Here is a 22077-nt window from a genome sequence, read left to right as displayed (position 1 = left end):
CACCTGCACCCAATGCCCACCCGTGGTGATGTACCGGGACACCTGCACCCGATTGTCATCCCGCCACGGCCCCTGCCACCCCGACGCCAAAAACGAGTGCACATCCGCCGCCGTGCCGCTCAGCGCCGCCTGCGCCGCGCGCCGCAGACCGGACCCGGCCACCGTCAACAGCTGACTGACCTTGATCCGATCATCATGCTCAGCCGCCACCGCCTGACCAGCGGTCAGGAACGTGTGCACCTCAGCGTCCGAGCCCACCAGGGCCGCCGCGGCCGCGTCCTTCGTAGCCGGACCACCCGCCTGCCACAACGCCACCACCTGCGCGCGTTCCTTCGCCGCCGGCACCTCCGCCGCCCGCGCCGGCACCGCCACCGCACCCGAAGCCACCGCGGCCACCACCACCGCAGCCAGCGAAGCTCTCCCCGCGAACACTCCCCGCAACCGCACCACGCCCCAGCCCTCCCGTGCGCACGACGAAAACCCAGCCGCCACGAGGGAAAGACGCGCACCGGAGTTTCCCGGCGCGCGAGAAAGAAGAGAGCGCTCTCCGCGCCCTGACCCGCCCTTGATCTCCCCCCAAAGCGGTCGAAAAGTAGCAGAGATCGCGAACTGTCCGGAAGCCGCAAACGGGTGAGCCAGGCCTCACACCCCGGAGCGGCTCAGTCCGGCTGGTCCAGCCGTTCGAGCCACCGGTCGAGCAACGCGGCCTCGGCCGGCTCCAGGTTCTCCGTGCCGCTCAGGGAAAGCCGGTAACGCAGCTGCCGGGCGGCCGCGCCGACCGGGTCGGGGCCGGATCGCGTGTCCGCGTCGGTGAGGACCGCCGCGAAGACCGCGTCTCGGGCGCGCTCCGACAACGACGGGTCGTCGTAGAGGGACGGCTGGGCGATGCGGCCCAAGGCGACCCCCACGTTCGCCGACAAGATCAGCTGGGCCGCCTGACGCGGGGTCGTCCGCAAGGCTCCGGCCGCGGCGCAGCGCACCAGCGTCGCCTCGAGCAACTCCAGGATGCGCTGGTGCGCCGTCGAAGCCGACTGGGGGCGGGGGGCGAACATCAGCTGGTACAGCGCCGGGTTCCCGGCCGCGAACGCCATGTGGTCGGCCCAGCCCGCGTGCAGGTCCGCCACCGGGTCGTCGGTGACCTCCAGCTCCTGCTTGCGCCGGGCGTACCTTTCGAAGCCCGCGTCGGCGACCGCGTCCAGCAAGCCGCGCTTGTCCCCGAACAGCCGGTAGAGAACGGGCTGGGTCACGCCGACCTCTTCGCACACCGCGCGCGTCGCGATGTCGCCGTCCGTGGAGTCCGCCAGCTGCCGCTCGGCCGTCTCCACCAACGCCCTGCGCACCGTGACGTCGTCGGCCGGGCCTACCGCGCCGCGACGGCGTCGCCGGGCTGTCTCAGACTCCATGAATCGATGATACGACATCGCGCTACCGTCGATTCGGACTTCGTGCTATCGTCGAAACGAACGATCAGTATCACCGCTAAGCAAGGGAAAGACATGCCTTTCGCCAACCTCAAGGTCCCCGCCGACACCCTGACGCCGGAGTCGAAGAAGAAGCTCATCGACGCCGTCACCGACGCCTACGCCGATGTCTACGGTGAACGCGCCCGCGCGAACACGCTCGTGCTCGTCGACGAAGTCGCCGAGGGCGGATGGGGGCTGGGCGGCAACGTCCTGACCGCCGAGATGCTCGGCCGCAGCTGATCAGGCGCTACTTCTTCTCGAGAATGCCGCTGACGTACCGCATGTCGCCCATGCGGGCGTCGTCGTCGCTCAAGGGTGGCAGGTCATTGACGGCGAGCAGGTCCCGGATCGTGGTTCCGGTCAGCGCCCAGCCGCGGGCGGCGAGGTAGGGCGCCGCTTCGTTGCGCTCGCCGTAATAACGCAGTTTCGCCATGTCGGTGTCGAAACTCCGCGCGCGCCAGCGTTCGGAAATGCCGCGCAGGCGGTCCTTCGTCCGCTCCTCGTCGCCCGGCCGCGGGTTGGGCTTGCTTTCCGTGGCCAGCCGGCTTCCCGGCGCGCTGAGCTCGGTGATGGTGTCCAGCAAGCGGTCCTGCGCTTCGGGCGGCAGATAGCCCAGCAGGCCTTCGGCGCTCCACGCGACCGGCCGGGCCGGGTCGAACCCGGCGGTGCGCAAGGCCTCCGGCCAATCCTCGCGGAGGTCGACCGCGACCGCTCGCCGGTCCGCGGTGGGCTCGGCACCCAGTTCGGCCAGCGCGCGCGTCTTGAACTCGACGACGCGCGGCTGGTCGACCTCGTACACCACCGTCCCGGCCGGCCAAGGCAGCCGATACGCGCGGGAATCCAGTCCTGAAGCCAGGATCACGGCCTGCGTGACGCCCGCGTTCGCCGCTTCGAGGAAGAACTCGTCGTAGAACTTGGTCCGGATCTTCGCCACGTCGATCCAGACCTGCTCGACGAGGTCGCCGGGTGGCACTTCGCCGCTCGCCAGCCGGGTGAGCAGATCGACGCCGACCGCGCGGACGAGCGGCTCGGCGAACGGGTCGTCGATGAGCCGCCGGTCCGTGCGGGTGGCGATCGCCCGGGCCGCCGCGGCCATCGTGGCCGTCGCGCCGACGCTGGACGCCAGATCCCAGGTGTCGCCTTCGTGCCTCGTGGAAGTCATGCTGTGCCCCGGCTTTCTCCGGATCTCACGCGGACGGAACCGAAGGTACAGGGCCAGGCCGTCGAACAGTCGCCACGCGGACCTCGTCCGGACGGCCCAGGAGGTCGTGGAAGAACTTCCGGACGTCCGCGCTGAACAGGTCCGGCACCTCCATCGCGGCGAAGTGGCCGCCGCGGTCGAACTCCGACCAGTGCCTGATGTCGTAGCGCCGCTCGGCCAGCGGGCGCACCGGGAGCGTGATGTCGTGCGCGAACACCGCCACGCCCACCGGCACCGGGCACGGCTGCGCGGCCCGCGGGGCGTCGTGGTGCAGCCGCGCCGAAGACGCCGCCGTGGCGGTCAGCCAGTACAGCGAAACGTCGGTGAGCAGCCGGTCGTCGCTGATCCCCGCCCGGGGATCCGTCCACTGGGCGAAGCGCTCGGCGATCCAGACCAGCTGGCCGACCGGCGAGTCGGTCAGCGCGTAGCCGATCGTCTGCGGCGTCAGGGCCTGCAACGCCTGGTACGGCGGCCGGTTCGCCATCAGCTGCCGGACCTTGTCCAGCCTGGCTTCGTCCACTTCGGATAGTTCGACGCCGGCGTCCGGGTCCGGCCGCGTCGGCAGGAAGTTCACGTGCACCCCGACGACCTGCTCGGGAGCCACCGCGCCGAGCGCCAGCGAGATGCCCGAACCGAAGTCGCCGCCCTGCGCGCCGTAGCGGTCGTAGCCGAGGCGGCGCATCAGCTCGGCCCACGCCCGCGCGATGCGGGCGACGTCCCAGCCGCGCTCGTGCGTCGGTCCGGAGAAGCCGTACCCCGGGATCGACGGGATCACCAGGTGGAAGTCTCGCGACAGCGGCTCGATCACGTCGGTGAACTCCAGGAACGACCCGGGCCAGCCGTGGGTGAGGATCAGCGGGAGCGCGTCCGGGTTCGCCGACCGGACGTGCACGAAGTGGATGTTCTGGCCGTCGATCTCGGTCGTGAAGTGGGGCAGCTCGTTGAGCGCGGCTTCCTGCTCGCGCCAGTCGTAGCGGGTGCGCCAGTGGGCGGCCAGCTCCTTCAGCCGGGCCAGCGGGAAGCCGTAGTCCCACCCCGCGTCGGCCACTTCGTTCGGCCAGCGGGTGCGGGCGAGCCGGTCGTTCAGGTCGTCGAGGTCGGCCTGCGGGACGGCGATGCGGAACGGTTCGATCATGGTCTCGACTCCTTACTGTTGGCTCGACCAACGATAGCAGAATCGTTGGGATTGCCAACGAATATCTGTACACGGGTGGGTGATCCATCGCACTCGTTGGAGGTACCGGCGCCGGCTGTATCATCTCTGCCGATGAGCTGGGCGGGGTGGAAGGTGCGGTTGCGGGAGGTCCGCCCGGCGGACCGGCGCACCCTGATCGGGTTCGACCGCGACTCGGCCCGCGCGCACGACCCGCAGGTCGGCGGCTACCGCCACTGGGCCACGCACCGCAGCGGCTCCGACGGCTCCGGCGACGACTTCCACTTCGCGATCGAGACGCTGCACAACGGAACGCTGGTCGGCTCGGTCTGGGTCCAGGCCGACCCGGGTTCCGGGCGCTTCAGCTACGGCATCGGGATCGGGCCCCAGCACCGTCGCTGCGGTTACGCCGCCGACGCGGTCACGACGCTGCTCGCGGTCATGTTCGAGCTGCGCGGCTACCACAAATGCGAAGTCAGCGTCAACGGCGGCAACTTCGCCTCGCTGGCCCTCCACGGGGAGCTGGGTTTCCGCGAGGAGGGCCGGACGCGCGACACCGAGCTGCTCCGCGGGGAGATCCGGTACCCGGTGCTGATGGGGCTGACCGCGGACGGGTTCGCCCAGCACCGGCCGGCGTTCCTCGCCGCCCGCGGTCCCGTGCGGCCCTCGCGGGGACGGCACTGGCGCACGCCACGGCGTGGCCGGCACTGGCGCGCCGAACACCTGGGACGCCTTCCGCGGCCGGCCCGCTGAGATCGCCCCGCGGCCGCGGTGGGATGAGGGATGCGGCAAGGTGCGGCTGCGGCGAGGGGTGCGGCTACGGCCGCCGCATCCGGCCGGTCACCGCCGCCCGAGCCACCTCGGCTCACCGTGCGAACGCCGCTGACGTCGTGCGCCGCAGGTACTTCAACGCTCGACCCAAGCGCCCCAATGTGGCGTTGGGTGCGTCGGACGCACCCAATGTGGCGTTCGGTGCGTTGGACGCACCCAATGTGGCGTTCGGTGCGTTGGACGCAACCAACGCCACATTGGGGCGCATTCGCGCCGCCTGCCGAGGCCGGCCAGTTCCCCGCCGGGTCAGCGCGCGAACGCCGCCACCGGTCCCGGCGTCGGCGACGCCGCCGGCGTGAACGAAACCACCACCGGGTCCGGCCGGTCGCCGATGCGGGCCTCCACCCTGCGCAGCAACCCCGCCGGGTCCAGCCAGTACCTGACCCGGGCTGCCTTCGTCGTGTCCTGGTGGGCCGGTTGGGGGCCGTCGATCACGTCCACCGGGGTGTCGCCCACCCGGTCCGTGCGGAGCCAGCGGGCCGTGCTCTGCCTGAGCAGCTGGACGTTGTCCGGGCGGTCCGCGCCCAGGCCCAGCACCAGCCGCAGCGCCGTGTCCAGCTCCGCGCCCTGCTGGAGCGGGCGGTACTGCCAGCGGTCCGCGGGCGGTGGGTCGGTCGCCGCCTGGCCGGGGCCGGCGCGGAACGCCAGCGCCGACGGTGTCCACTGCAGCAGTCCGGCCGACGCGTCGTCGTGGCGGTCGTCCGTGCTCATCTCCGCGTAGCCCAGGTTCCCGACGAAGTCCACCCGTCCCCGCAACGCGATCCGGCCGGCGCCGGTCGGGACCGTGGCCGTGAAGTTCTCCGTCCGGAACCGGTAGTTCGCGAACCGGGCCAGTGCCAGCCGCTCGGCTTCCGCCGCCGACAACGGCCGGGGTTGCGGGTCGGCGCCGCACGCCACCAGCAGCAGCGCAGCCAGCGCCACCAAGCGCTTCACGGCTTGACCCCGGCGTGCTCGGCCAGCAGCGCGAGCGGTGGCACGGGATAACTGTCGAGGTCGACGGGCCCCGGCAGGTCCCGCGCCGGCCGTGGGGGCGCCGTCGCCGCGTCCGGCAGGTCCGGCTGCCCGGGCGGGGCGGCCACATCGGGGAACGGCACGCCGCGGGGCGCCGGGGGCAGGGCGAGGCGCACGCCGGCGATCTGGGCGGGACTCGCCGGGCAGGCCATCGTCCCGGCCAGGCCGGCCGGGGCGGTGTTCGTCAGGACGTTGTCCTGCAGGCAGTTGCCGCTCCCCGGGGCGCGGTCCGAAGCGGCGTAGACGACGTCGACGCCGTTGCCGGAGAGCACGTTGCCCACCAGCCGGTTGTCCGACGGCGCCAGGTCCTCGGCCGACGCCAGCGCGATCCCGGCGCCGGGGTTGCCGGTGACCAGGTTGCGGGCCAGCAGGTTCCGGGTGCCGCCCGCGATGCCGATGCCCACGCCGAACCCGCCGTCGGCCTGGGCCGGGCTGCCCGGCTGGGCGTTCGCCGCCACGAGGTTGCCGACGATCGCCGCGTCCCGCTGCGGCACGAACGCCTCCTGGTAGTCCGAGTTCGTCGACAGGCCCACCCGGTTGCCGACGAACCGGTTGCCCACCACGGACATCCGCCCGGACGCGTTCGTGCCCTCGTAGCCCACCGCGTTGCGTTCGGCCACGTTCCCGCGGACCACGATGTCGCACGGGTCGCACTGGCCGACATAGAAACCCGAGTCCGCGCTGCCGGAGGCGTAGCTGTGCTCGATCAGGCCGTGCTGGGAGTCGAACGCGTAAACGCCGTACAGCCCGTTGTTGCTCGCCGTCACGTACGAGACGCGGAAACCCTGCACCGGCGGGAACTTCGCCGGGTCGAGCCGGGTGTAGCCGTCGCTTCCCCTGGCCAGTCCGCCGTTCTCGCCGGCCATGCCGGTGACGAGGACGCCGTTGAGGACGTGGTCGCGCACGGTCAGGTTCTCCACCGCCACACCCGGCGCGGTGACCACGATCCCGTTGGCCCGGCGCACTTCGCCGTCGAACACCACCCGGTTCCGGTCCGTGCCGCGCAGCACCAGGTCGGGCACGGTGATCCGCACCGACTCGCGGTACACGCCCGGGGAGACGAGCACCAGGTCACCCGGCCGCGCGGCGTCCACGGCCTGCTGGACGGTCGGCGCGTCCTGCGGGACCCGGATGGTCGCGGCCCCGGCGGCGTCCGGCCGGAACGACCGGTCGGCGGAAGCGCAGCCGGCGACGGCCAGCGCGCAGAGCATGAGGACGGGAAGCGCACGCACGGCGAAACCATAGGAGGGTTCCGCACCGCGCAGCCCGAACGACGCGAAATGCCACCTGGTGGAGTGACAACCACCGGTTCGGCGGCGGCGAGGCGGCACAATCCGCGCGTGGTCACTCCTCCCCCCTTGTCCCGGCGGGCGGTGCTGCTCGGCGCCGGTGCCGCCGGCCTGCTGTCCGCGTGTTCCGCCCCGGCCGCCGCCTCCGACCCGGGCGTGGTGGACGTCTTCGGGGCGCAGCAGGCCGGGATCGCCCGGCCCGCCCCGCCGCAGCGGCACGTCGACCTGTCCGTCTGGGACGTTCCCCCGGACATCCGGCTCGGTGCCCTGCTGGCGACACTCGGACGGCGGGCGGCGGCGTTGTGCGCCGGCGGGGACGCCGCGCTCGCGGACCTCCCGCCCGCCAGGCTGACGGTCACCGCCGGGCTCGGCCCGCGGATCGTCGCGGCCGCCGGCCCGGACCTGCCCGGCGCGCAGGACCTCCCGGTGTTCCCCGGCGACGACGTCGAGGAACGCCACCGCGGCGGCGATTTCCTGCTCCAGGTGTGCGCGGACGAGCCGCTGGCCGCCGCGCTCGCGGTGACCGAGCTGACGGCCGGCACCGGGCTTTCCCCGCGGTGGCGGAAAACCGGCTTCCGCGGACCGTCCGCATCGGACGGTTCCGCGCGCAACGTCCTCGGTTTCGCCGACGGCATCGTGCTGCCCAAGAGCGACGCCGAACTGGCCGCCGACGTCTGGCTCGGCGGCCCGCCCGCGGTCCGCGGCGGCACGATCGCGGTCCTGCGGGCGATGCGGCTGGACACCGCGGCCTTCCACGCGTTGCCGGTGACGCGGCAGGAACAGGTCATCGGGCGCCGCAAGGCGACCGCGGAACCGTTGTCCGGCCCCGAACTCGACCTGGGCGCCAAGACCCCGGACGGCGAGTACCTCATTCCCGCCGACGCGCACATCCGGCGAGCGCACCCGCTCACCGTCGGCGCCGGCGTCATGCTGCGGCGGTCGTACAACTCGGACGAGGGCCTGTTGTTCATCTCGTTCCAGAAGGAACTGCGCACGTTCGTGGCGACCCAGCACCGGATGAGCGAAGGCGACGCACTCCTGCGCTACGCGACGACGACCGCGTCCGCCACTTTCCTGATCCTGCCCGGCTTCAGCGCCGACGTCCCGCTCGGCCACGCACTGCTGGCGTAAGTCCGTGAAGGCCTCCTTACCGGCCATAAGAGCCGGTAAGGAGGCCTTCACGGCCAGTCACTCGGTCCTGCGGGCCCGGCGCGCGGCGATCAGGGCCGCGATACCGGCGGCCACGGCCAGGCTGCCCAGGCCCAGGAGCCAGTAGCCGGGGAAACCGGTGCTGGCCAGCGGCCCCTTCTTCGGCGGCGTGACCGGAGCCGGGGCCGGCGTGGGCAGCAGGCCGGCGTCCGCACCCAGGTCCTCGCGCTTCGCCGGGCCGACGGAGAGCACCGGGGTGCACCCGTCGGACGGCTGGGCGTCGGAGTCCCGCAGGTCGTCGGTGCCGACGTCCGGCTGGGTCAGCTTGCGGCCGCCGGTGTCGAAGCAGACCTTGTACGCGCCGTCGGGAAGGTTGTCGAACAGGTACTTCCCGCCGCTGTCGGTCTTCGTCGACGCCAGCTGCTTGCCGCTGCCGTCCTTCAGCGTCACCGGCACGTCCGGCACACCGGGCTCACCCGGGTCCTGCAGGCCGTTGCCGTTGCGGTCGAGCCACACGAAGTCGCCGATGCGGTTCGTGGGTTCGACCAGGCCCGCGTCGAGGGTGAGGTTCTCCCGCTTGCCCACGCCGAGGGTGACCACCGGCGTGCACCCGGTCGCCAGGCCGGCGTCGGAGTCCTTGGCGTCGTCCCCGGCGTCCGGCTTGGTCCACACCCAGCCCGCGTACTTGTCCGTCAGCTTCGAACGGTCGAAGCACACCTGGTAGGACCCGTCCGGCAGGTTGTCGAACGAGTACTTCCCGTCCGGCCCGGTGCTCGTGCCGGCGAGCTGCTTGCCGGTGCCGTCCTTCAGCACGACCGGCACGTCCGGCACACCCGGTTCACCCGGGTCCTGCAGGCCGTTGCGGTTCAGGTCGGCCCACACGAAGTCGCCGAGGCGGTTCGGCGGCGAAACCAGGCCCGCGTCCAGGGTCAGGTTCTCCCGGTTGCCCACGCCGAGGGGCACGACCGGGGTGCACCCGGTGTCGGCGTTGGCGTCCGAGTCCTTCCCGTCGTCGCCCGCGTCCATCTTGGTCAGCTTGTAGTCGGCCACCGCCGGCGGCAGGTGCGCGATGTCGAAGCACACCTGGTACGACCCGCTCGGCAGCTTGTCGAACAGGTACTTGCCGCCGCTGTCGGTCTTCGTCGTGGCCAGCTGCTTTCCGTTGCCGTCCTTGAGGATCACCGGCACGTCGGGCACCCCGGGCTCACCCGGGTCCTGCAGCCCGTTCGCGTTGAGGTCCTTCCACACGAAGTCGCCGAGGCGGTTCGTGGGCTCGACCAGGCCCGCGTCCAGGGTCAGGTTCTCGCGGGCGCCCGGACCGAGCTTCACCACCGGCGTGCAGCCCGTGGCCGGGTCGGCGTCGGAGTCCTTCCCGTCGTCGCCCGCGTCCGGCTTGGTCCACTGCCAGTCGGCGTAGTCCGCCGGCAGCTTCGACCGGTCGAAGCACACCTGGTACGACCCGTCGGGCAGGTTGTCGAACAGGTACTTCCCGCCGCTGTCGGTCTTGGTGGTCCCGATCTCCTTGCCGTTGCCGTCCTTCAGCACCACGGGCACGTCCGGCACACCGGGCTCACCGGCGTCCTGCAGGCCGTTCGCGTTCAGGTCGGCCCACACGAAGTCGCCGAGCCGGTTCAGCGGCGCGACCAGGCCCGCGTCCAGGGTCAGGTTCTCCCGGCTGCCCACCCCGAGCTTGACCACCGGCGTGCACCCGGTCGACGGATCGGCGTCGGAATCCTTGCCGTCGTCACCGGCGTCCATCTTGGTCAGCTTGTAGTCGGCCACCGCCGCCGGCAGGTGCGCGATGTCGAAGCACACCTGGTACGACCCGTCCGGCAGCTTGTCGAACAGGTATTTCCCGTCCTTGTCCGTCTTGGTCGTGGCGACCTGCTTTCCGGTGCCGTCCTTGAGGATCACCGGCACGTCCGGAACGCCCGGCTCACCCGGGTCCTGCAGGCCGTCGCGGTTGGTGTCGATCCACACGAAGTCGCCGAGGCGGTTCGTCGGTGAGACCAGGCCGGCGTCCAGGGTCAGGTCCTCCGGGCGGTCGATCCCGAGCGTCGTGACCGGCGTGCAGCCGGTGCCCGGATCGACGTCGGAGTCCTTCCCGTCTTCCCCGGCGTCCGGCTTCGTCCACTGCCAGTCCGCGTAGTCCGGCGGCAGCTTGGAGCGGTCGAAGCACACCTGGTACGCGCCATCGGGCAGCTTGTCGAACAGGTACTTCCCGTCCGGGCCCGTCTTCGTGGTGGCGATCTCCTTGCCGGAGCCGTCCTTCAGCACCACGGGCACGTCCGGCACACCCGGCTCCCCCGGGTCCTGCAGGCCGTTGCCGTTGGTGTCGGCCCACACGAAGTCGCCCAGCCGGTTCGGCGGCCGGATCCCGGCGTCGAGGGTGAGGTCCTCGTGCTTGCCCGGGCCGAGCGTCGTCACCTGGGTGCACCCGGTGGGCGGGTCGGCGTCGGAGTCCTTGCCGTCGTCGCCCGCGTTCGGCTTGGTCCACAGCCAGCCCGCGTAGTCGCCCGTCAGCTTCGACCGGTCGAAGCACACCTGGTACGACCCGTCCGGCAGCTTGTCGAACAGGTACTTCCCGTCCGGGCCCGTCTTCGTGGTGGCGAGCTGCTTGCCCGAGCCGTCCTTCAGCACCACGGGCACGTCCGGCACACCCGGCTCCCCCGGGTCCTGGATGCCGTTGCGGTTCAGGTCCGCCCACACGAGGTCCCCGAGCTTGTTCGCCGCGGCGATCAGGCCGCCGTCGACGGTGTGGTCGACCGAGCCCGCCGGGCCCATCGTCACCTTCACGGTGCCGGTGGCCGGGTCGACGTCGGAGTCGATCGTCGCGTCGCCCGCCTTCGGCACTGTCCACTTGACACTCGACAACGGTGGCGCACCCGGCAGGGTGGCCGGGTCGACGCCCGAGTAGTCGAACTTCACCGTGTAGCAGGTGCCGGCCTTGAGCCCGTCCGCGGCGCCGAAGTAGTACTCACCGTTCGCCCCGGTCGTCTTGGTCGCCAGCGCCGCTCCCGTGCCGTCGCAGGGCAGCAGCGTCACCTTTGCCCCGGCCACGGCGGGCTCGGCCGGGTCCTGGATGCCGTTCGCGTTGGTGTCGAACCACACCCGGTTGCCCAGTTGGACCGGCGCGCTGTCGCACAGCGCCTCCAGGTCGGCCAGGCCGTTGGCCTTGCCCCAGCCTTCGGTCTTCGAATCGCTGATGAGGTAGCTGTTCGAGAAGTCGGCGTTCATCATCGTGCCCTTGGCCCGGTCGAACCAGCCGATGCCGCCGGTGTTGATCGCCGTCGGGTCCATCACCGTGGCGGGCATCCGGGCGGCCGGGTACACGACCGCGATGGCGCCCTGGGCGGTCTCGTTGTGCGGTTTGCCGTGCTCGGTGTCGCTGAAGTACTCACCGGGGTAGTACTCGACGACGTCGGTCGGCTCGCCTCCGCCGTTGGCCGCGTCGCTGTTGTTGTTCGGGCAGCCGGAAGTGCCTTCCCAGACGTAGCCGCCGGCCTGCTTGCAGACCCGGTTCAGGTCGCCGGCGCTGATGGTGTCGAACCGGTCGGCCGACCCCGCGGCCGGCGGCAGGGCGTACCCGCCCTGGTCGCCGAAGCGGTCCCGGAACCCGAGCACCAGGTCACCGCCGGTTTCGGCGCGGATGTCGGTCAGCAGCGGTTCCGGGTGCGCGATCAGCTTCCCGCCCTGGGGCGGCGGCGCCTGGTAGGCGGCGTGCCAGGGGTTCCAGAAGTGGGTGTTGCTGCCGTTCCACAGGGCGTCGCCCCGCTTGAAGTCCAGCTTCTGGTTGACGATCACCGCGCCGAACGTGCCCGCGGCGGCGTCGAACGTGCGGATCACCACCCGCATGTCGGAAGTCTTCTGCGTCGATTCGCCGGAGCACACCCCACCGACGTAGACGAGGCCGTCGTGGACGCCCAAGCCGCCCGGCCGCCAGTCACCGGCGGCGGGACAGCCGGGATCCGGGATCGCGTAGCTCGCCTTCGGCGCGGCCGCGGTCGCGGCGGTCGCGTCGTAGAGGTAGAGCTTGCGGTCGACGAGGTTCACCACGAACAGCGTGGAGCCGTCCTCGCTGATGCGCATCGCGCCGAGGCTCTCCTTGCCCACCACGTCGGCGAACGCCCCGTCGAAGTTCGCCTGCATGGCGTGCGCGGTGTTGCCGGCGCCGGTCACCTTGGTGAAGAGCTTGGTGGTCTTGGCCGCGGTGTCCGTCACGTAGATGCCGCCTGACCCGCCGGGACCGTAGGCGGTGGCCCGCTTGGCGAACGCGCTGGAGAAGACGCGCTTGTCCTGCTTGCGGTACGCGATGCCGTAAACGGTCCCGGTGTCGCCCTGGGTGGCCAGCGAGGTGGGCGCGGTCCCCGTCCCCCGCGCGGTGAACGGGAAGCTCACCAGGGAACGGGCCTTCTGGTCGATCCCCGGCGCGATGGCGTTGCGCTGGCAGGCGGTGACCAGTGCCGGGTTGTCCTGGCAGTAGTCGGCGGGGTTCCACACCCCCATCGTGAGGTTGGCCGCCTTGCCGCCGGAGACGTCGACGAACGAGGTGAGGCTGCTCAGCCCTCCGCCCGCCGGGGCCGGCTTCAGGTACGGCATCGACGCGGGGATGCTCGCCTCGACGCGGTACTTCCCGCCGGCCAGGCCGGTGGTGGGCAGCTTGACGGTGCCGTCCGCGGCGGTGGTCCCGGTGGCCGTGGCCCCCGCGGAGTCGGTGGCCTTCACCGGGATCCCGGCCACGCCGGTTTCCAGCGCGGGCTCGTAGTCGCCGTTGCCGTTGAGGTCGCGGACGACCCGGACGGTCAGAGTGCCGTCGGAGGCGTCCGCGACAGCCGGTGCGGCCGGCGCCACGAACGGGAACACCGTCGAAGCGAGCATGAGCACCGCCCCGAGAGCTGTCAGTCTCTTCAAGTCTCACTCCACAAGCCCGGGCCTTCGACGGCCACTGTCCAATGCAGACGGTTGTGGCGAGTTTAAGATCCGGACAGAGTGAGTCACCCGGTGAAGACGGGTGAATCGGAAACCGTTTTCGGTGATTTCAAACCACACGATCGAGTGAGATCTGGGTCGCCGACCGGGTGAGGAACAACCGGCAAAGCCACCGAACCGGGAGGCCCGGAGGCCTCCCGGTTCGGGTGATCAGCCGTCGGACTCCGCCGACGGGAGGTAGGCACCGGGCACCTGGTCCGGGGCGTACACCTGCGGCTCACCCGGGTAGGGCAGCTGCCAGCCGTGCGTCTGGTACCACGTGAAGTGGTTCATCTGCGCGGGGTTGGCGTAGTCCGCGACGGCGTCCGGGCCGGTGAGACGCTGGTGCGTCGTCCACTCCTGCCACTGCGCCGCCACGTGCTGCTTGTCCGCGGGTACCGCCGACGACGGGACCGGCGCGGCAGCCGGGTTCGCCGGCGCCGGCGTGTCCGCGCCGCAGGACGGCTGGGTCGCCAGCCCGGCCGTCAGGGAGGTCCGGTTCGGGACCGCCGTGAACGGCGTGTAGTCCGGCTTCCGGGTGAACGCCGCGCTCATCGGCGTCGCCGCGCTGTCCTTCTGGTTCATCGGGTGGACGCCGAGGATCTGCTCGATCGTGCGGATCATCGTGATCTGCGAGTAGTAGTGGCTGTCGACGACGCCGTGCTGGGCGTACGGGCTGATGATCTGCACCGGCGCCCGGTGCCCGTCGACGTGGTCCAGACCGGCCTGGGAGTCGTCCTCGACGACGAAGATCGCGGAGTCCTTCCAGTACCGGCTGTGCGAGATCTCGTCGACGATCTTGCCCACGGCGAGGTCGTTGTCGGCGACCTGGGCGGCCGCGTTCGGCGGGCCGCCGGTGTGGTCGCTGGACAGCCAGAACATGTTCAGGTCGGCCGGCCCGTTCTTCTCGAAGTCGTCCTTCCAGATCTGGTAGCGGTACACGTCCGGCACCGAGGTGTCGAACTTCGGGAAGGCCGGCACCGAAACGTTGTTCAGCGACGGGATCGGCGACGACGACACCAGCGGGTACGCGCTCGGCTCGCCGGTCGCGGCCATGTTCTTGGCGTCGCAGTACAAGTTCTGCCAGCTCGCGGCGTCCGGCTTGGTCAGTAACTGCTGGAACTCGCCGAAGTCCCGCACCGACTTCCCCGCCGCCAGCGCGCCGGTCCAGAGGAACCCGCTGGTCTGGTGGCCGAGCGCGTCGTCCTCGGTGTCGTAGCTGCGCAGGTACTCGCCGGCCGAAGACTCGGTGTACTCCGGGTTGTCGGCCTGCATCAGCCAGTTGTGGCCCTCGGCGGAGTTCGTGCCGATGTCGTAGGTGTTGTCGTACAACCCGAACTGCCGCTCCAGCGCGTGCTGGTTCGGCGTGACGTTCTCGCCGAACTGCGTCACGGACGGGTCGCCGTTGCCGCGCGGGTCGTCGCCGAAGACCTGGTCGTAGGTCCGGTTCTCCTTGACCAGCAGGAAGACGTGCTTGATCGTCGACGGGTCGCCGAGCCGCGCCGGGACCGGCACCGGGCCGCGGTGGCCGTGGTCGTTCGCCACCTGCACCGAGCCCGGGGTCCAGCCGTTCTGGCGGAAGACCTTCGCCGTGTACCCGCGGATCGCGCGGTCGTCCGGCAGCCGGAACCGCTGCACGCTCGACGTCGTGTCGTGGGTGCCGTGCCCGGCCGCCGTCGTCGGGCGGCGGGCGTCGATCCCGCGGGTGTTGGAGACGACGACGTCCGGGCCGGACGCGGCGATCGCGGTCGGGAAGTAGTCCGTCGGCAGCAGGCCGACGTAGCTCACCGGCTCCTGCGCCCGGCTGAAGCGGTAGACGGCGACGGCGTTGGCGCGGCCGAGCGTCACCAGCAGGTGCCCGTCGCCGGTGAGGGTGACGCCGTCCGGCTCGTAGCCGACCGACGCCTCCGGCCACGGCTGCGTCGCGATGGTCTGGACGACCCGGTCGCGGGTGGGGTCGATGACCGAGACGGTGTCGCTCGCGGTGTTGGTGACGAAGAGCGCGCCGTTCTTCGCGTACACGGCGGTCGGGTGCAGGCCGACGTCGATGCTCGCCGGCGCGGCGGCCGGGTGCGCCAGGTCGATGACGCTGACCGTGCCGCTGGTCGTGGCGCCGGTGAACCGGTTGGCGGGCACCTGGGTGTTGTAGGAGTTCAGCGTCGGCTCGCCGGGCTTGGCCGGGCGGCCGCCTTCGTTGCTGACGTAGAGCTTGGTCCCGAGGCGGACCAGGTCACGCGGCGCGTTGCCGACGGCCCAGCTCTGCTTGATCGCGCCGGTCGCCGCGTCGAGGGCGACGACGCGGTTCTGGCCGTTGACGGCGGAGTACACAGTGGACCCGTCGGGCGAGAACACCGCCTGTGCCACCAGTGCGTGCTTCGGCCCGTCCGCCGGGATCTTGACGGCGACCGGGGCCGCGACCGTCCCGTCGGGGTTCACCGTGAACCGGGTGTACCCGTCGGTTTGGGCCAGCCACAGCGTCTTGCCGTCCGGCGAGTACGACGGGCCTTCCTGGCCCACGTCGTTGCCGGGGATGCGCAGGTTCGCCGTCGCGGAGTTCCCGACGAGCTGCTGCACCTTCCAGTTCTTCAGGTCGACGACGGTGAGCGCGATCCCGCCGTCGGTGGTCAGCGCGGCGAGGTGGCCGCCGTCCGGGCTGAGCGAGGACGCCATGATCTTGCCGCCCGGCACGACCAGCCGGTCGCCGATCGGGTCGAGGTACTGGTCGGCGGCGACGACCTGGCCCTGGCCGGTGACCTGGCCGACCTGGTCGTGCCCGAACTGCTGCGTCGACGCGACCCCGACGCCGGTGCCCGTGGCGACGAGCACGAGCGTGGCGGAGCCGGCGGTCGCGAAGCGGATCCGGTGCCGGGCGCGGCCGCCCTTCCCGGGCCGCCTTCTGCGGCGTGTTACCTGCATCGGACTCATCCCTTCGTGGTGGTGAGCAGCTCGACGTCGGCATCGAACTGCCAGAGCGGGTTGGGCTGGTCCCCCGCCGGGGTCCGCACCTGGAAGTAGCCGTTCACTTCCTTCGGCCCGTCGCCGTCGGCGACGTACCGCCCGTCCGAGGTGACGTCGAGCTGGTAGATCGCCGTCCCGGTGGCCGCGACGCCGGGGAGGTGCCAGGAGACGACGCACCGCCAGTCGTTCCCCGGTCCTTCGGGCGCGACCAGGCCGTCGCCCTTGGTGCACGCCGCCGTGGCCGCCAGCTGCGCCTCGGTGACGTCGGGGCGGCCGAGCTGCGCGGTCTGCAGGCGGTAGAGGTGGGCGAACGCCGTCGCGACCGACCGCTGCACCTTGTCCTGGCCGATGCCGGACCCCAAGGACGGCGTCGCGGCGGCGATGATCCCGGCCGTCACGGCGAAGAGCGCGACCAAGGGCAGGGCGGCGAGCGCCCGGCGTCCCGGGCCGTCGTGGGCCGAGTCGGTGAAGTCGCGGCGAACGAACAGCAGGTACGCGAGCGTCGTCGCGGCCACGGCCCACGCCAGGCCGACACCCACGCCGACGAGCAGCGGGCCGAGCTGGCCGGGGTCGGTGAACAGGCCGTTCCACGCGATGAAGGCGTAGCTGGGCAGGGCGAGGCGGACAGCGACCGGCAGCGGCAACAGCTGGGCGAGCGCCATCACCAGCGCGACGACGGCGGGCAGCAGCAGCCCCAGCGGGGACCGTCCACCGAGGACGGACCCGAGCAGGCCGAGCGCGGCCAGGGCCAGGGTCGGGGCGAGCACGGTCACCCAGGCGAGCAGGACCCGACCGGCGGCGTCGCCGGGCGTGAGCAGGTGGCCGTCGAAGCCGACGAGGGCCCGGTTCCCGGCGGTGAGGAGGCCGCCCGCCGTGCTGGACACGGCCATCCCGGCGACCAGCAGGACGATCACCGTGAGGCTGGCCAGTGCCTTCGCGACGAAGATCCCCCGGGTGGACCGGACGGCCACCAGCAGGTGCCGCCAGGTGCCGAGCCGGTCTTCGGCGGCGAACACGTCCCCGGCGACCACCGACGTCAGCAGCGGCAGGGCGTAGGTCCCGGCGAAGCCGAGCATGACCAGCGGCCCGGCCCACCCGGTGGCGTTCATCCAGCGGCCGAAGAGGGTGTCGACGGGCAAGGAGCTCTGCTCGCTCACCGCGGCGACGAAGATCGCGGGAGCGAGCCAGCAGGCGAGGACGAGCAGGCGGATGCGCCCGGTGGCGAACAGCTTGACCAGCTCGAACCGGTAGGTGCGCCCCAGCGGAACGGGCCGGGCGAGAACGTCGGTCATCGGCTGGTCTCCTGCTCGGTCAGCGCGAGAAAGGCCGCTTCCAGCGGCGACACCACCGGCGCCAGTTCGCGCACCGCGACGCCATCCCGCCCCAGCCGCAGCACCAGTTCGTCGAGCGCGGGAACGAGCGCTCGCACGACCACGCCGTCGGCGTCCCTTGGTGCGTCCGCGAGCTTGATCCCCCGCGTGTCCGCGATGATCCGTCGCGCGGCGGCCGGGTCGGAGGTGCGCAGCCGGTAGGCGAGCTCGCCGTTTTCCGCCGACAGCTTGGCGAGCGGGCCGGTGAAGACGACCCGGCCGGTCGCGAGGATCGTCACCTCCGCGCACAGCGCCTCGAGGTCGTCCATCCGGTGGCTGGACAGCACCACCGCGGCGCCACCCGCCGCGAGCCGGTCGAGAACGCCGTGGACGTGCTTCTTGCCGGCCGGGTCGAGGCCGTTCGCCGGCTCGTCGAGCACCAGCAGCCGCGGCTCGGTGAGCAGCGCCGCGGCGAGGCCGAGCCGCTGGCGCATGCCGAGGGAGAAGCCGCGCACCCGGTCGTCGGCGACGTCGGCGAGCCCGACCTCGTCGAGGACGTCGCCGACGCTGTGGCCGCCGAGCTTGGCCAGCGCGGCGAGGTTCTGCCGGGCGGTGAGCGAGGGGTAGAGACCGGGGCCGTCCACGAACCCCGCGACACCGGCGGGAGCGGCGAGCGCCCGTCCGACGGGCGTGCCGAGGATCTCCAGCCGGCCTTCGTCGGCGACGGCGAGGCTCAGCAGCAGGCCGAGCAGGGTCGTCTTGCCGGCGCCGTTCGGACCGGCCAGCCCGTGGATCCGCCCCGGCGCCACGTCCAGGTCGACGCCGTCGAGCGCGACGACGTCCCCGAAGCACTTGGTGATCCCGCGCGCTCTCACTGCCAAGGGTGCGTCCATGGGTCCCTTCCGTTCCCGGCTTGCGCGGAGAAACTTAGGTACCGCAAGTGAAGGCGGCGGGCGCGTGAGGTGAACTGACGCGGAACGGGAGCCGACCGGCCGCGGCCGGAGCGGTGAAATGTCCGGGTTGCGTGCGGGTTAACCCTCGTCTTGCCTTGACGCGGGGGCGCCGGTCAGGGTGTCAGCCCGTGACCGGCGGCGTAACGGATCGCCTGGACGCGGTTGCGCACGCCGATCTTGGCGAACGCGTTGTTGATGTGCGTCTTGACCGTCGCCTCGCCGATGAACAGCTCGGCCGCGATCTCGCCGTTGCTCAGCCCGGCGGCGATCAGGCCGAGCACCTCGGCTTCCCGCGCGGTGAGCCGGCCTTCCTTGCGCGGCAAGGCCTTCACCCCCGGGCCGGCCGCGGCGGCCAGGACGCTCGCGAGCCGGCTCGACACGCCGGCGCCGAACGTCAGCTGCCCGGCGGCGACGGCTCGCAACGCGACACCGATCTCGCCGCGGCCCGCGTCCTTCGTGAGGAACCCGCGCGCCCCGGCGGCCAGCGCGCCGGCGAGCGGCTCGTCGTCCGCACCCGTCGTCAGCACCACGACGGCGACGTCCGGGTGGTCCCCGGTGATCCGCCGGATCGCCTCGAGGGCCGCGTTCAGGTCCATCAGGACGACGTCGACGCCGTCGAGCCGCCGGAGGAGTTCGAGTGCCTGTGCGCCGTCCGCGGCCGAGCCGGCGACCTCGACGTCCTCGAGCGGGGTCATCAGCGCGACCAGGCTTTCCCGCACGGGCTGCCGGTCGTCCACGACGATCACCCTGATCGTCCGCGGCTCCCCCATGCTCGCCTCCCGCTTCGCCCGAAGGCAGGCTACTCGGCGCGGGCACAATGGCGGGGTGCCGATCCTTGAGCGACTGAAGAACCACTGGTGGCGCTTGGCGCTCGTGGTGGTGGCGGTGGCCGTCGCCGCGTTCGCGCGGGAAGCGCCGTTCGCGGCGGTGTTCGCCCTGGTCCCCGTCATCCTGTGGTGCTCACTGGCGCCGTCGCCCCGGAGCGGGGTGGTCGTCGGGCTGGTCCTGCTGGCGCTGCTGGCCTGGTTCGTGGTTCCGCGCGAACTGGGCCTGTCCGGACGGTGGGTACCGGCGAAGATCGAGGTCTACTGGCTCTACACGACGCTGGCGGCGGTGGTGTGCGCGATCGGCGCCCGGCGCGGCGCCGCCCGGTTGACGGCGCTGGTGGTCGCCGGGTTCGTCATCGCCGGCGGCGTCCTGTTCACCGAGTGGGACGCCCCGCCCGGCGACGAAGGCGTGTCGCCTTGGCCGGCGCAGCTGCGGACCGCCGAGAGCATCGACTGCGGTTCCGGTGGCTGCTGGCGGGACATCACCGCGACCGGCGACCACGCCCCCGACGTGCTGCGCGAGCACCTCACCGCCCGCCGCTTCATCCCCGCGCCGTCGGCCATCCCGAAAGCCGAACTGCTCTGCCGCACCACGGGGCTCCTGGTGACCCACAAGGCGTGCGCCAGGCTTTATACGTTCTCGGAGACCTCGGCGCGCGTGGACTGGTACGTGAACTAGGAAAGGTGGTGCGGCGGCACCGGAACCGCCGCACCACCGTCCCCATCAGCCCGGGGCGACCGCCCGCCCGGTCTGCGGCGAGATCATCCCCGCGCACAGCCCGCGGCTCGTCAGCGTCTGGGCGATGCGGGGAATCGCGGCCAGGGTGTTGGCCGGCCATTCGTGCATCAGGATGACCTGCCCGTTCGTGAGCCGGGCGTTGGCCGCGACGATCGCGTCGACGCTGGCGTTGTTCCAGTCTCCCGAGTCGACGTCCCAGATGATCTGCCGGAGGCCGTACTTCGCCTCGACCGCCTGGACCGTCGCGTTCGTTTCGCCGTAGGGCGGGCGGAACAGCCGTGGCGTGCCGCCGCCCGCGGCCGAGATCGCCTGCTGCGTCCGGGAAATCTCGGAGTCCACCGTGGCCTGGCTCTGCTGGGTCAGGTGCGGGTGGGTGTAGCTGTGGTTGCCCACCCACATGCCGGCGGAGACCTCGGCGCGGACCTGGGCCGGGTACGCGGCCGCGTACTGGCCCTCGTTGAACATGGTGGCCCGCAACCCGTTCTGCCGCAGCGCGTTCAGCAGCGCCGGGGTGTGGGCGTTCGACGGCCCGTCGTCGAAGGTGAGGCCGACGTACCCGGTGCACGCCGCGGCGTGCGCCGGGGTGACGGCGACGGTACTCGCCACGGCCATCGCCGCCACGACCAGCAAACTGCGCGATCGCATGGTCAGCCCACCGTGATGTTGGAGTTGCCGCTGCTCTGGTAACCCTCGGTCGCGAGGATCATGTAGTAGTTGAAGCTGCCGAGCCGCATGCCGGCCCGAGCCCAGGCGTCGAAGTGGTTGCCGGTGGTGATGGTCCCGCCGGTCCGCCGCTGCTGCCGCACGCTCCAGTACTGGTTGAAGGTCTTGTTGCCTTCGACGGACGGCGCGTTGTAGCGGGTCGTCTGGTAGATGTCGTAGGTGCCGCCGTCGCTGGTGACGGTGCCCTTGTACGTCCCGGTCGGCCGCCAGCTGCCCCAGTTGTCGACGATGTAGTACTCGACGAGCGGGTTGGACGTCCAGCCGTAGAGCGACAGGTAGCTGTTGCCGGAGGGGTTGAAGCTGCCGGAGTAGTTCACGTTCCGCCGGCTGCCGTTGCTCCAGCCCTTGCCGGCGACGAAGTTGTTGACGTTGCTCCAGTTCGTGCGGTAGTTGCCGCCGGAGCCGAGCGTCATGGAGACCGAGCCACCACCGGCGGTCCAGAACGAGTAGTAGTACCCGTTGTTGGTCCCGGTCTGGTTGCTGGTGATGACGGTGTCGGCCCGCGCCACCCCGGGCACCAACGCGGCGATCACCGCGAGCGCGGCCCCACCGGCGAACACCCTGAAGCGGTTCTTGGTACGCATTCTTCCTCCTCGTCGAGGCCGGCCAAGATGGCGAAAGCATGCGATCACCGACGGCGGTGGGGCAATCACTTTCGGAAAGTTTCGACCTCGAGCCGGCGGCCGCCGCGTGAGTCAGGCGAAGGGGTCACGCCGGGCCCGCAGCAGGCCCCGGGGTCGCACGATCGTTCGGGGAGCGAAGAGCCGGATCCACGCGCCGGATGTCCCTTCGCCGCCCGCGACGGCCACGGGCCGGTACGCGCCGGCCCCGCTGTATTCGCTGTGCCGGATGACTTCGTCGAAGAACCAGTCCGACGCGATCACCGCCAGCACTGCCGAAGCATTCGCCAGCTCGCGCTTCAGCTGCGGCGAGTCCACCAGGTGCTGGGCGTGCAGGATCGACGAACCGGTCACGCCGTACTCGTCGTAGGACACCTCGCCGGCGTGCAGCGCCAGCCGGAGCCGGAAGCGCTCCTGCGGGGGATGAACGCCGTTGTGGCCGGCCAGTTCGTCGGCGAGGGCGCCGAGGAGCAGGTCGGCGAACAACGTCTTGGCGATCTCCGCCGAGGCCAGCACGAGCACACCGTCCCCGAGGTCCGAGTGGCGGCAGCCGCACCACGGGATCCCGGCGGCCGCGAAGGCCCGTTCGAGGGCGCGGTACATCCCGTGCCGGACACGCAACCGGTTCGGATTGGTCCGCCCGCGGCTGCCGAACCCTTCGACATCGACGACGACGATCGTGCAGTGCGCGGTGTCCAGCTCGACGCTGCCCCGCCAGTCCACCGGACCCGGCGCCGCCCCGCGCAGCGGAGCGATCCCGATGGCGCCGGGAGCCCGCCCGGTCCGCACCCGCGCCGGCGCGTGCGTCCGCCCGCCGGGCCGGGGCACCGGTGGCCTGGTCGCGTCGGGGTCGGGCATGGTGCGTTTCCTCCGCCGAGCATC

The 22077-nt window shown here is 71.7% G+C and carries 18 protein-coding genes; 4 read left to right on the top strand and 14 right to left on the bottom strand.

The features are described from left to right. The coding region (locus tag AB0G28_RS41555) for an ALF repeat-containing protein (protein ID WP_361102882.1) at positions 1-450 on the bottom strand (450 nt) is incomplete at its 3' end. A gap of 209 nt (positions 451-659) precedes the next feature. Beyond that, complete coding sequence (locus AB0G28_RS41550; RefSeq protein WP_361102880.1) at positions 660-1403, bottom strand: TetR/AcrR family transcriptional regulator; 744 nt, start codon at positions 1401-1403, stop codon at positions 660-662. 93 nt (positions 1404-1496) lie between these two features. On the opposite strand from AB0G28_RS41550, the gene AB0G28_RS41545 reads away from it, so the two are divergent. Continuing rightward, entirely contained in the window at positions 1497-1703 is a 207-nt protein-coding gene (locus tag AB0G28_RS41545) for a 4-oxalocrotonate tautomerase family protein (RefSeq protein WP_361102878.1), read from the top strand. A gap of 7 nt (positions 1704-1710) precedes the next feature. On the opposite strand, the gene AB0G28_RS41540 is transcribed toward AB0G28_RS41545, so the two are convergent. Next, on the bottom strand, positions 1711-2625 hold the full coding sequence (locus tag AB0G28_RS41540; RefSeq protein ID WP_361102876.1) for a class I SAM-dependent methyltransferase: 915 nt from the start codon (positions 2623-2625) through the stop codon (positions 1711-1713). Positions 2626-2650: 25 nt separating this feature from the next. Next, entirely contained in the window at positions 2651-3799 is a 1149-nt protein-coding gene (locus tag AB0G28_RS41535) for an epoxide hydrolase family protein (RefSeq protein WP_361102874.1), read from the bottom strand. A 132-nt stretch (positions 3800-3931) separates the two neighbouring features. Here AB0G28_RS41535 and AB0G28_RS41530 point away from each other — a divergent pair, with 132 nt between their 5' ends. After that, positions 3932-4570: a GNAT family N-acetyltransferase gene (locus tag AB0G28_RS41530; RefSeq protein ID WP_361102872.1), complete on the top strand. Its 639-nt coding sequence runs from the start codon at positions 3932-3934 to the stop codon at positions 4568-4570. Positions 4571-4894: 324 nt separating this feature from the next. On the opposite strand, the gene AB0G28_RS41525 is transcribed toward AB0G28_RS41530, so the two are convergent. Together AB0G28_RS41525 and AB0G28_RS41520 are read right to left on the bottom strand one after the other, a co-directional pair. Next, positions 4895-5581 carry a hypothetical protein gene (locus AB0G28_RS41525; RefSeq protein WP_361102870.1) on the bottom strand — a complete coding sequence of 229 codons (687 nt, stop codon included), beginning with the start codon at positions 5579-5581 and terminating at the stop codon, positions 4895-4897. Then, on the bottom strand, positions 5578-6891 hold the full coding sequence (locus tag AB0G28_RS41520; protein ID WP_361102868.1) for a right-handed parallel beta-helix repeat-containing protein: 1314 nt from the start codon (positions 6889-6891) through the stop codon (positions 5578-5580). The genes AB0G28_RS41525 and AB0G28_RS41520 overlap by 4 nt, the downstream gene beginning before the upstream one ends. Positions 6892-6999: 108 nt before the next feature. On the opposite strand from AB0G28_RS41520, the gene AB0G28_RS41515 reads away from it, so the two are divergent. Further along, positions 7000-8079 carry a Dyp-type peroxidase gene (locus tag AB0G28_RS41515; protein WP_361102866.1) on the top strand — a complete coding sequence of 360 codons (1080 nt, stop codon included), beginning with the start codon at positions 7000-7002 and terminating at the stop codon, positions 8077-8079. A gap of 57 nt (positions 8080-8136) precedes the next feature. On the opposite strand, the gene AB0G28_RS41510 is transcribed toward AB0G28_RS41515, so the two are convergent. The 5 genes from AB0G28_RS41510 to AB0G28_RS41490 form a co-directional block, all read right to left on the bottom strand. After that, positions 8137-13008 carry an SdrD B-like domain-containing protein gene (locus AB0G28_RS41510; RefSeq protein ID WP_361102864.1) on the bottom strand — a complete coding sequence of 1624 codons (4872 nt, stop codon included), beginning with the start codon at positions 13006-13008 and terminating at the stop codon, positions 8137-8139. A 228-nt stretch (positions 13009-13236) separates the two neighbouring features. After that, the gene (locus AB0G28_RS41505) at positions 13237-15981 is read right to left on the bottom strand and encodes a bifunctional YncE family protein/alkaline phosphatase family protein (RefSeq protein WP_361102862.1); all 2745 of its coding nucleotides are present in this window, start codon (positions 15979-15981) and stop codon (positions 13237-13239) included. A 5-nt stretch (positions 15982-15986) separates the two neighbouring features. Further along, positions 15987-17315, bottom strand: a complete 1329-nt coding sequence (locus AB0G28_RS41500; protein WP_361102860.1) for an ABC transporter permease — start codon at positions 17313-17315, stop codon at positions 15987-15989. After that, positions 17312-18208 carry an ABC transporter ATP-binding protein gene (locus AB0G28_RS41495; protein ID WP_361102884.1) on the bottom strand — a complete coding sequence of 299 codons (897 nt, stop codon included), beginning with the start codon at positions 18206-18208 and terminating at the stop codon, positions 17312-17314. The genes AB0G28_RS41500 and AB0G28_RS41495 overlap by 4 nt, the downstream gene beginning before the upstream one ends. A 191-nt stretch (positions 18209-18399) precedes the next feature. Beyond that, positions 18400-19056, bottom strand: a complete 657-nt coding sequence (locus AB0G28_RS41490; protein WP_361102857.1) for a response regulator transcription factor — start codon at positions 19054-19056, stop codon at positions 18400-18402. A 55-nt stretch (positions 19057-19111) separates the two neighbouring features. On the opposite strand from AB0G28_RS41490, the gene AB0G28_RS41485 reads away from it, so the two are divergent. Next, entirely contained in the window at positions 19112-19792 is a 681-nt protein-coding gene (locus AB0G28_RS41485; protein WP_361102855.1) for a hypothetical protein, read from the top strand. A 45-nt stretch (positions 19793-19837) separates the two neighbouring features. On the opposite strand, the gene AB0G28_RS41480 is transcribed toward AB0G28_RS41485, so the two are convergent. From AB0G28_RS41480 to AB0G28_RS41470, 3 genes are all read right to left on the bottom strand, one after another. Continuing rightward, positions 19838-20497, bottom strand: a complete 660-nt coding sequence (locus AB0G28_RS41480) for a polysaccharide deacetylase family protein (RefSeq protein ID WP_361102853.1) — start codon at positions 20495-20497, stop codon at positions 19838-19840. Positions 20498-20499: 2 nt separating this feature from the next. Further along, complete coding sequence (locus AB0G28_RS41475) at positions 20500-21159, bottom strand: glycoside hydrolase family 11 protein (RefSeq protein ID WP_361102851.1); 660 nt, start codon at positions 21157-21159, stop codon at positions 20500-20502. 111 nt (positions 21160-21270) lie between these two features. Beyond that, positions 21271-22053 (bottom strand): hypothetical protein, encoded by a 783-nt coding sequence (locus AB0G28_RS41470; protein ID WP_361102849.1) that lies wholly within the window; start codon positions 22051-22053, stop codon positions 21271-21273. Positions 22054-22077: the final 24 nt, after the last annotated feature.

It is taken from the genome of Amycolatopsis sp. NPDC021455 (assembly GCF_040640995.1).
Taxonomy (GTDB): domain Bacteria; phylum Actinomycetota; class Actinomycetes; order Mycobacteriales; family Pseudonocardiaceae; genus Amycolatopsis.
Note: the sequence above shows the minus strand (reverse complement) of the source record. Positions and strands in the feature narration are given on the sequence as shown.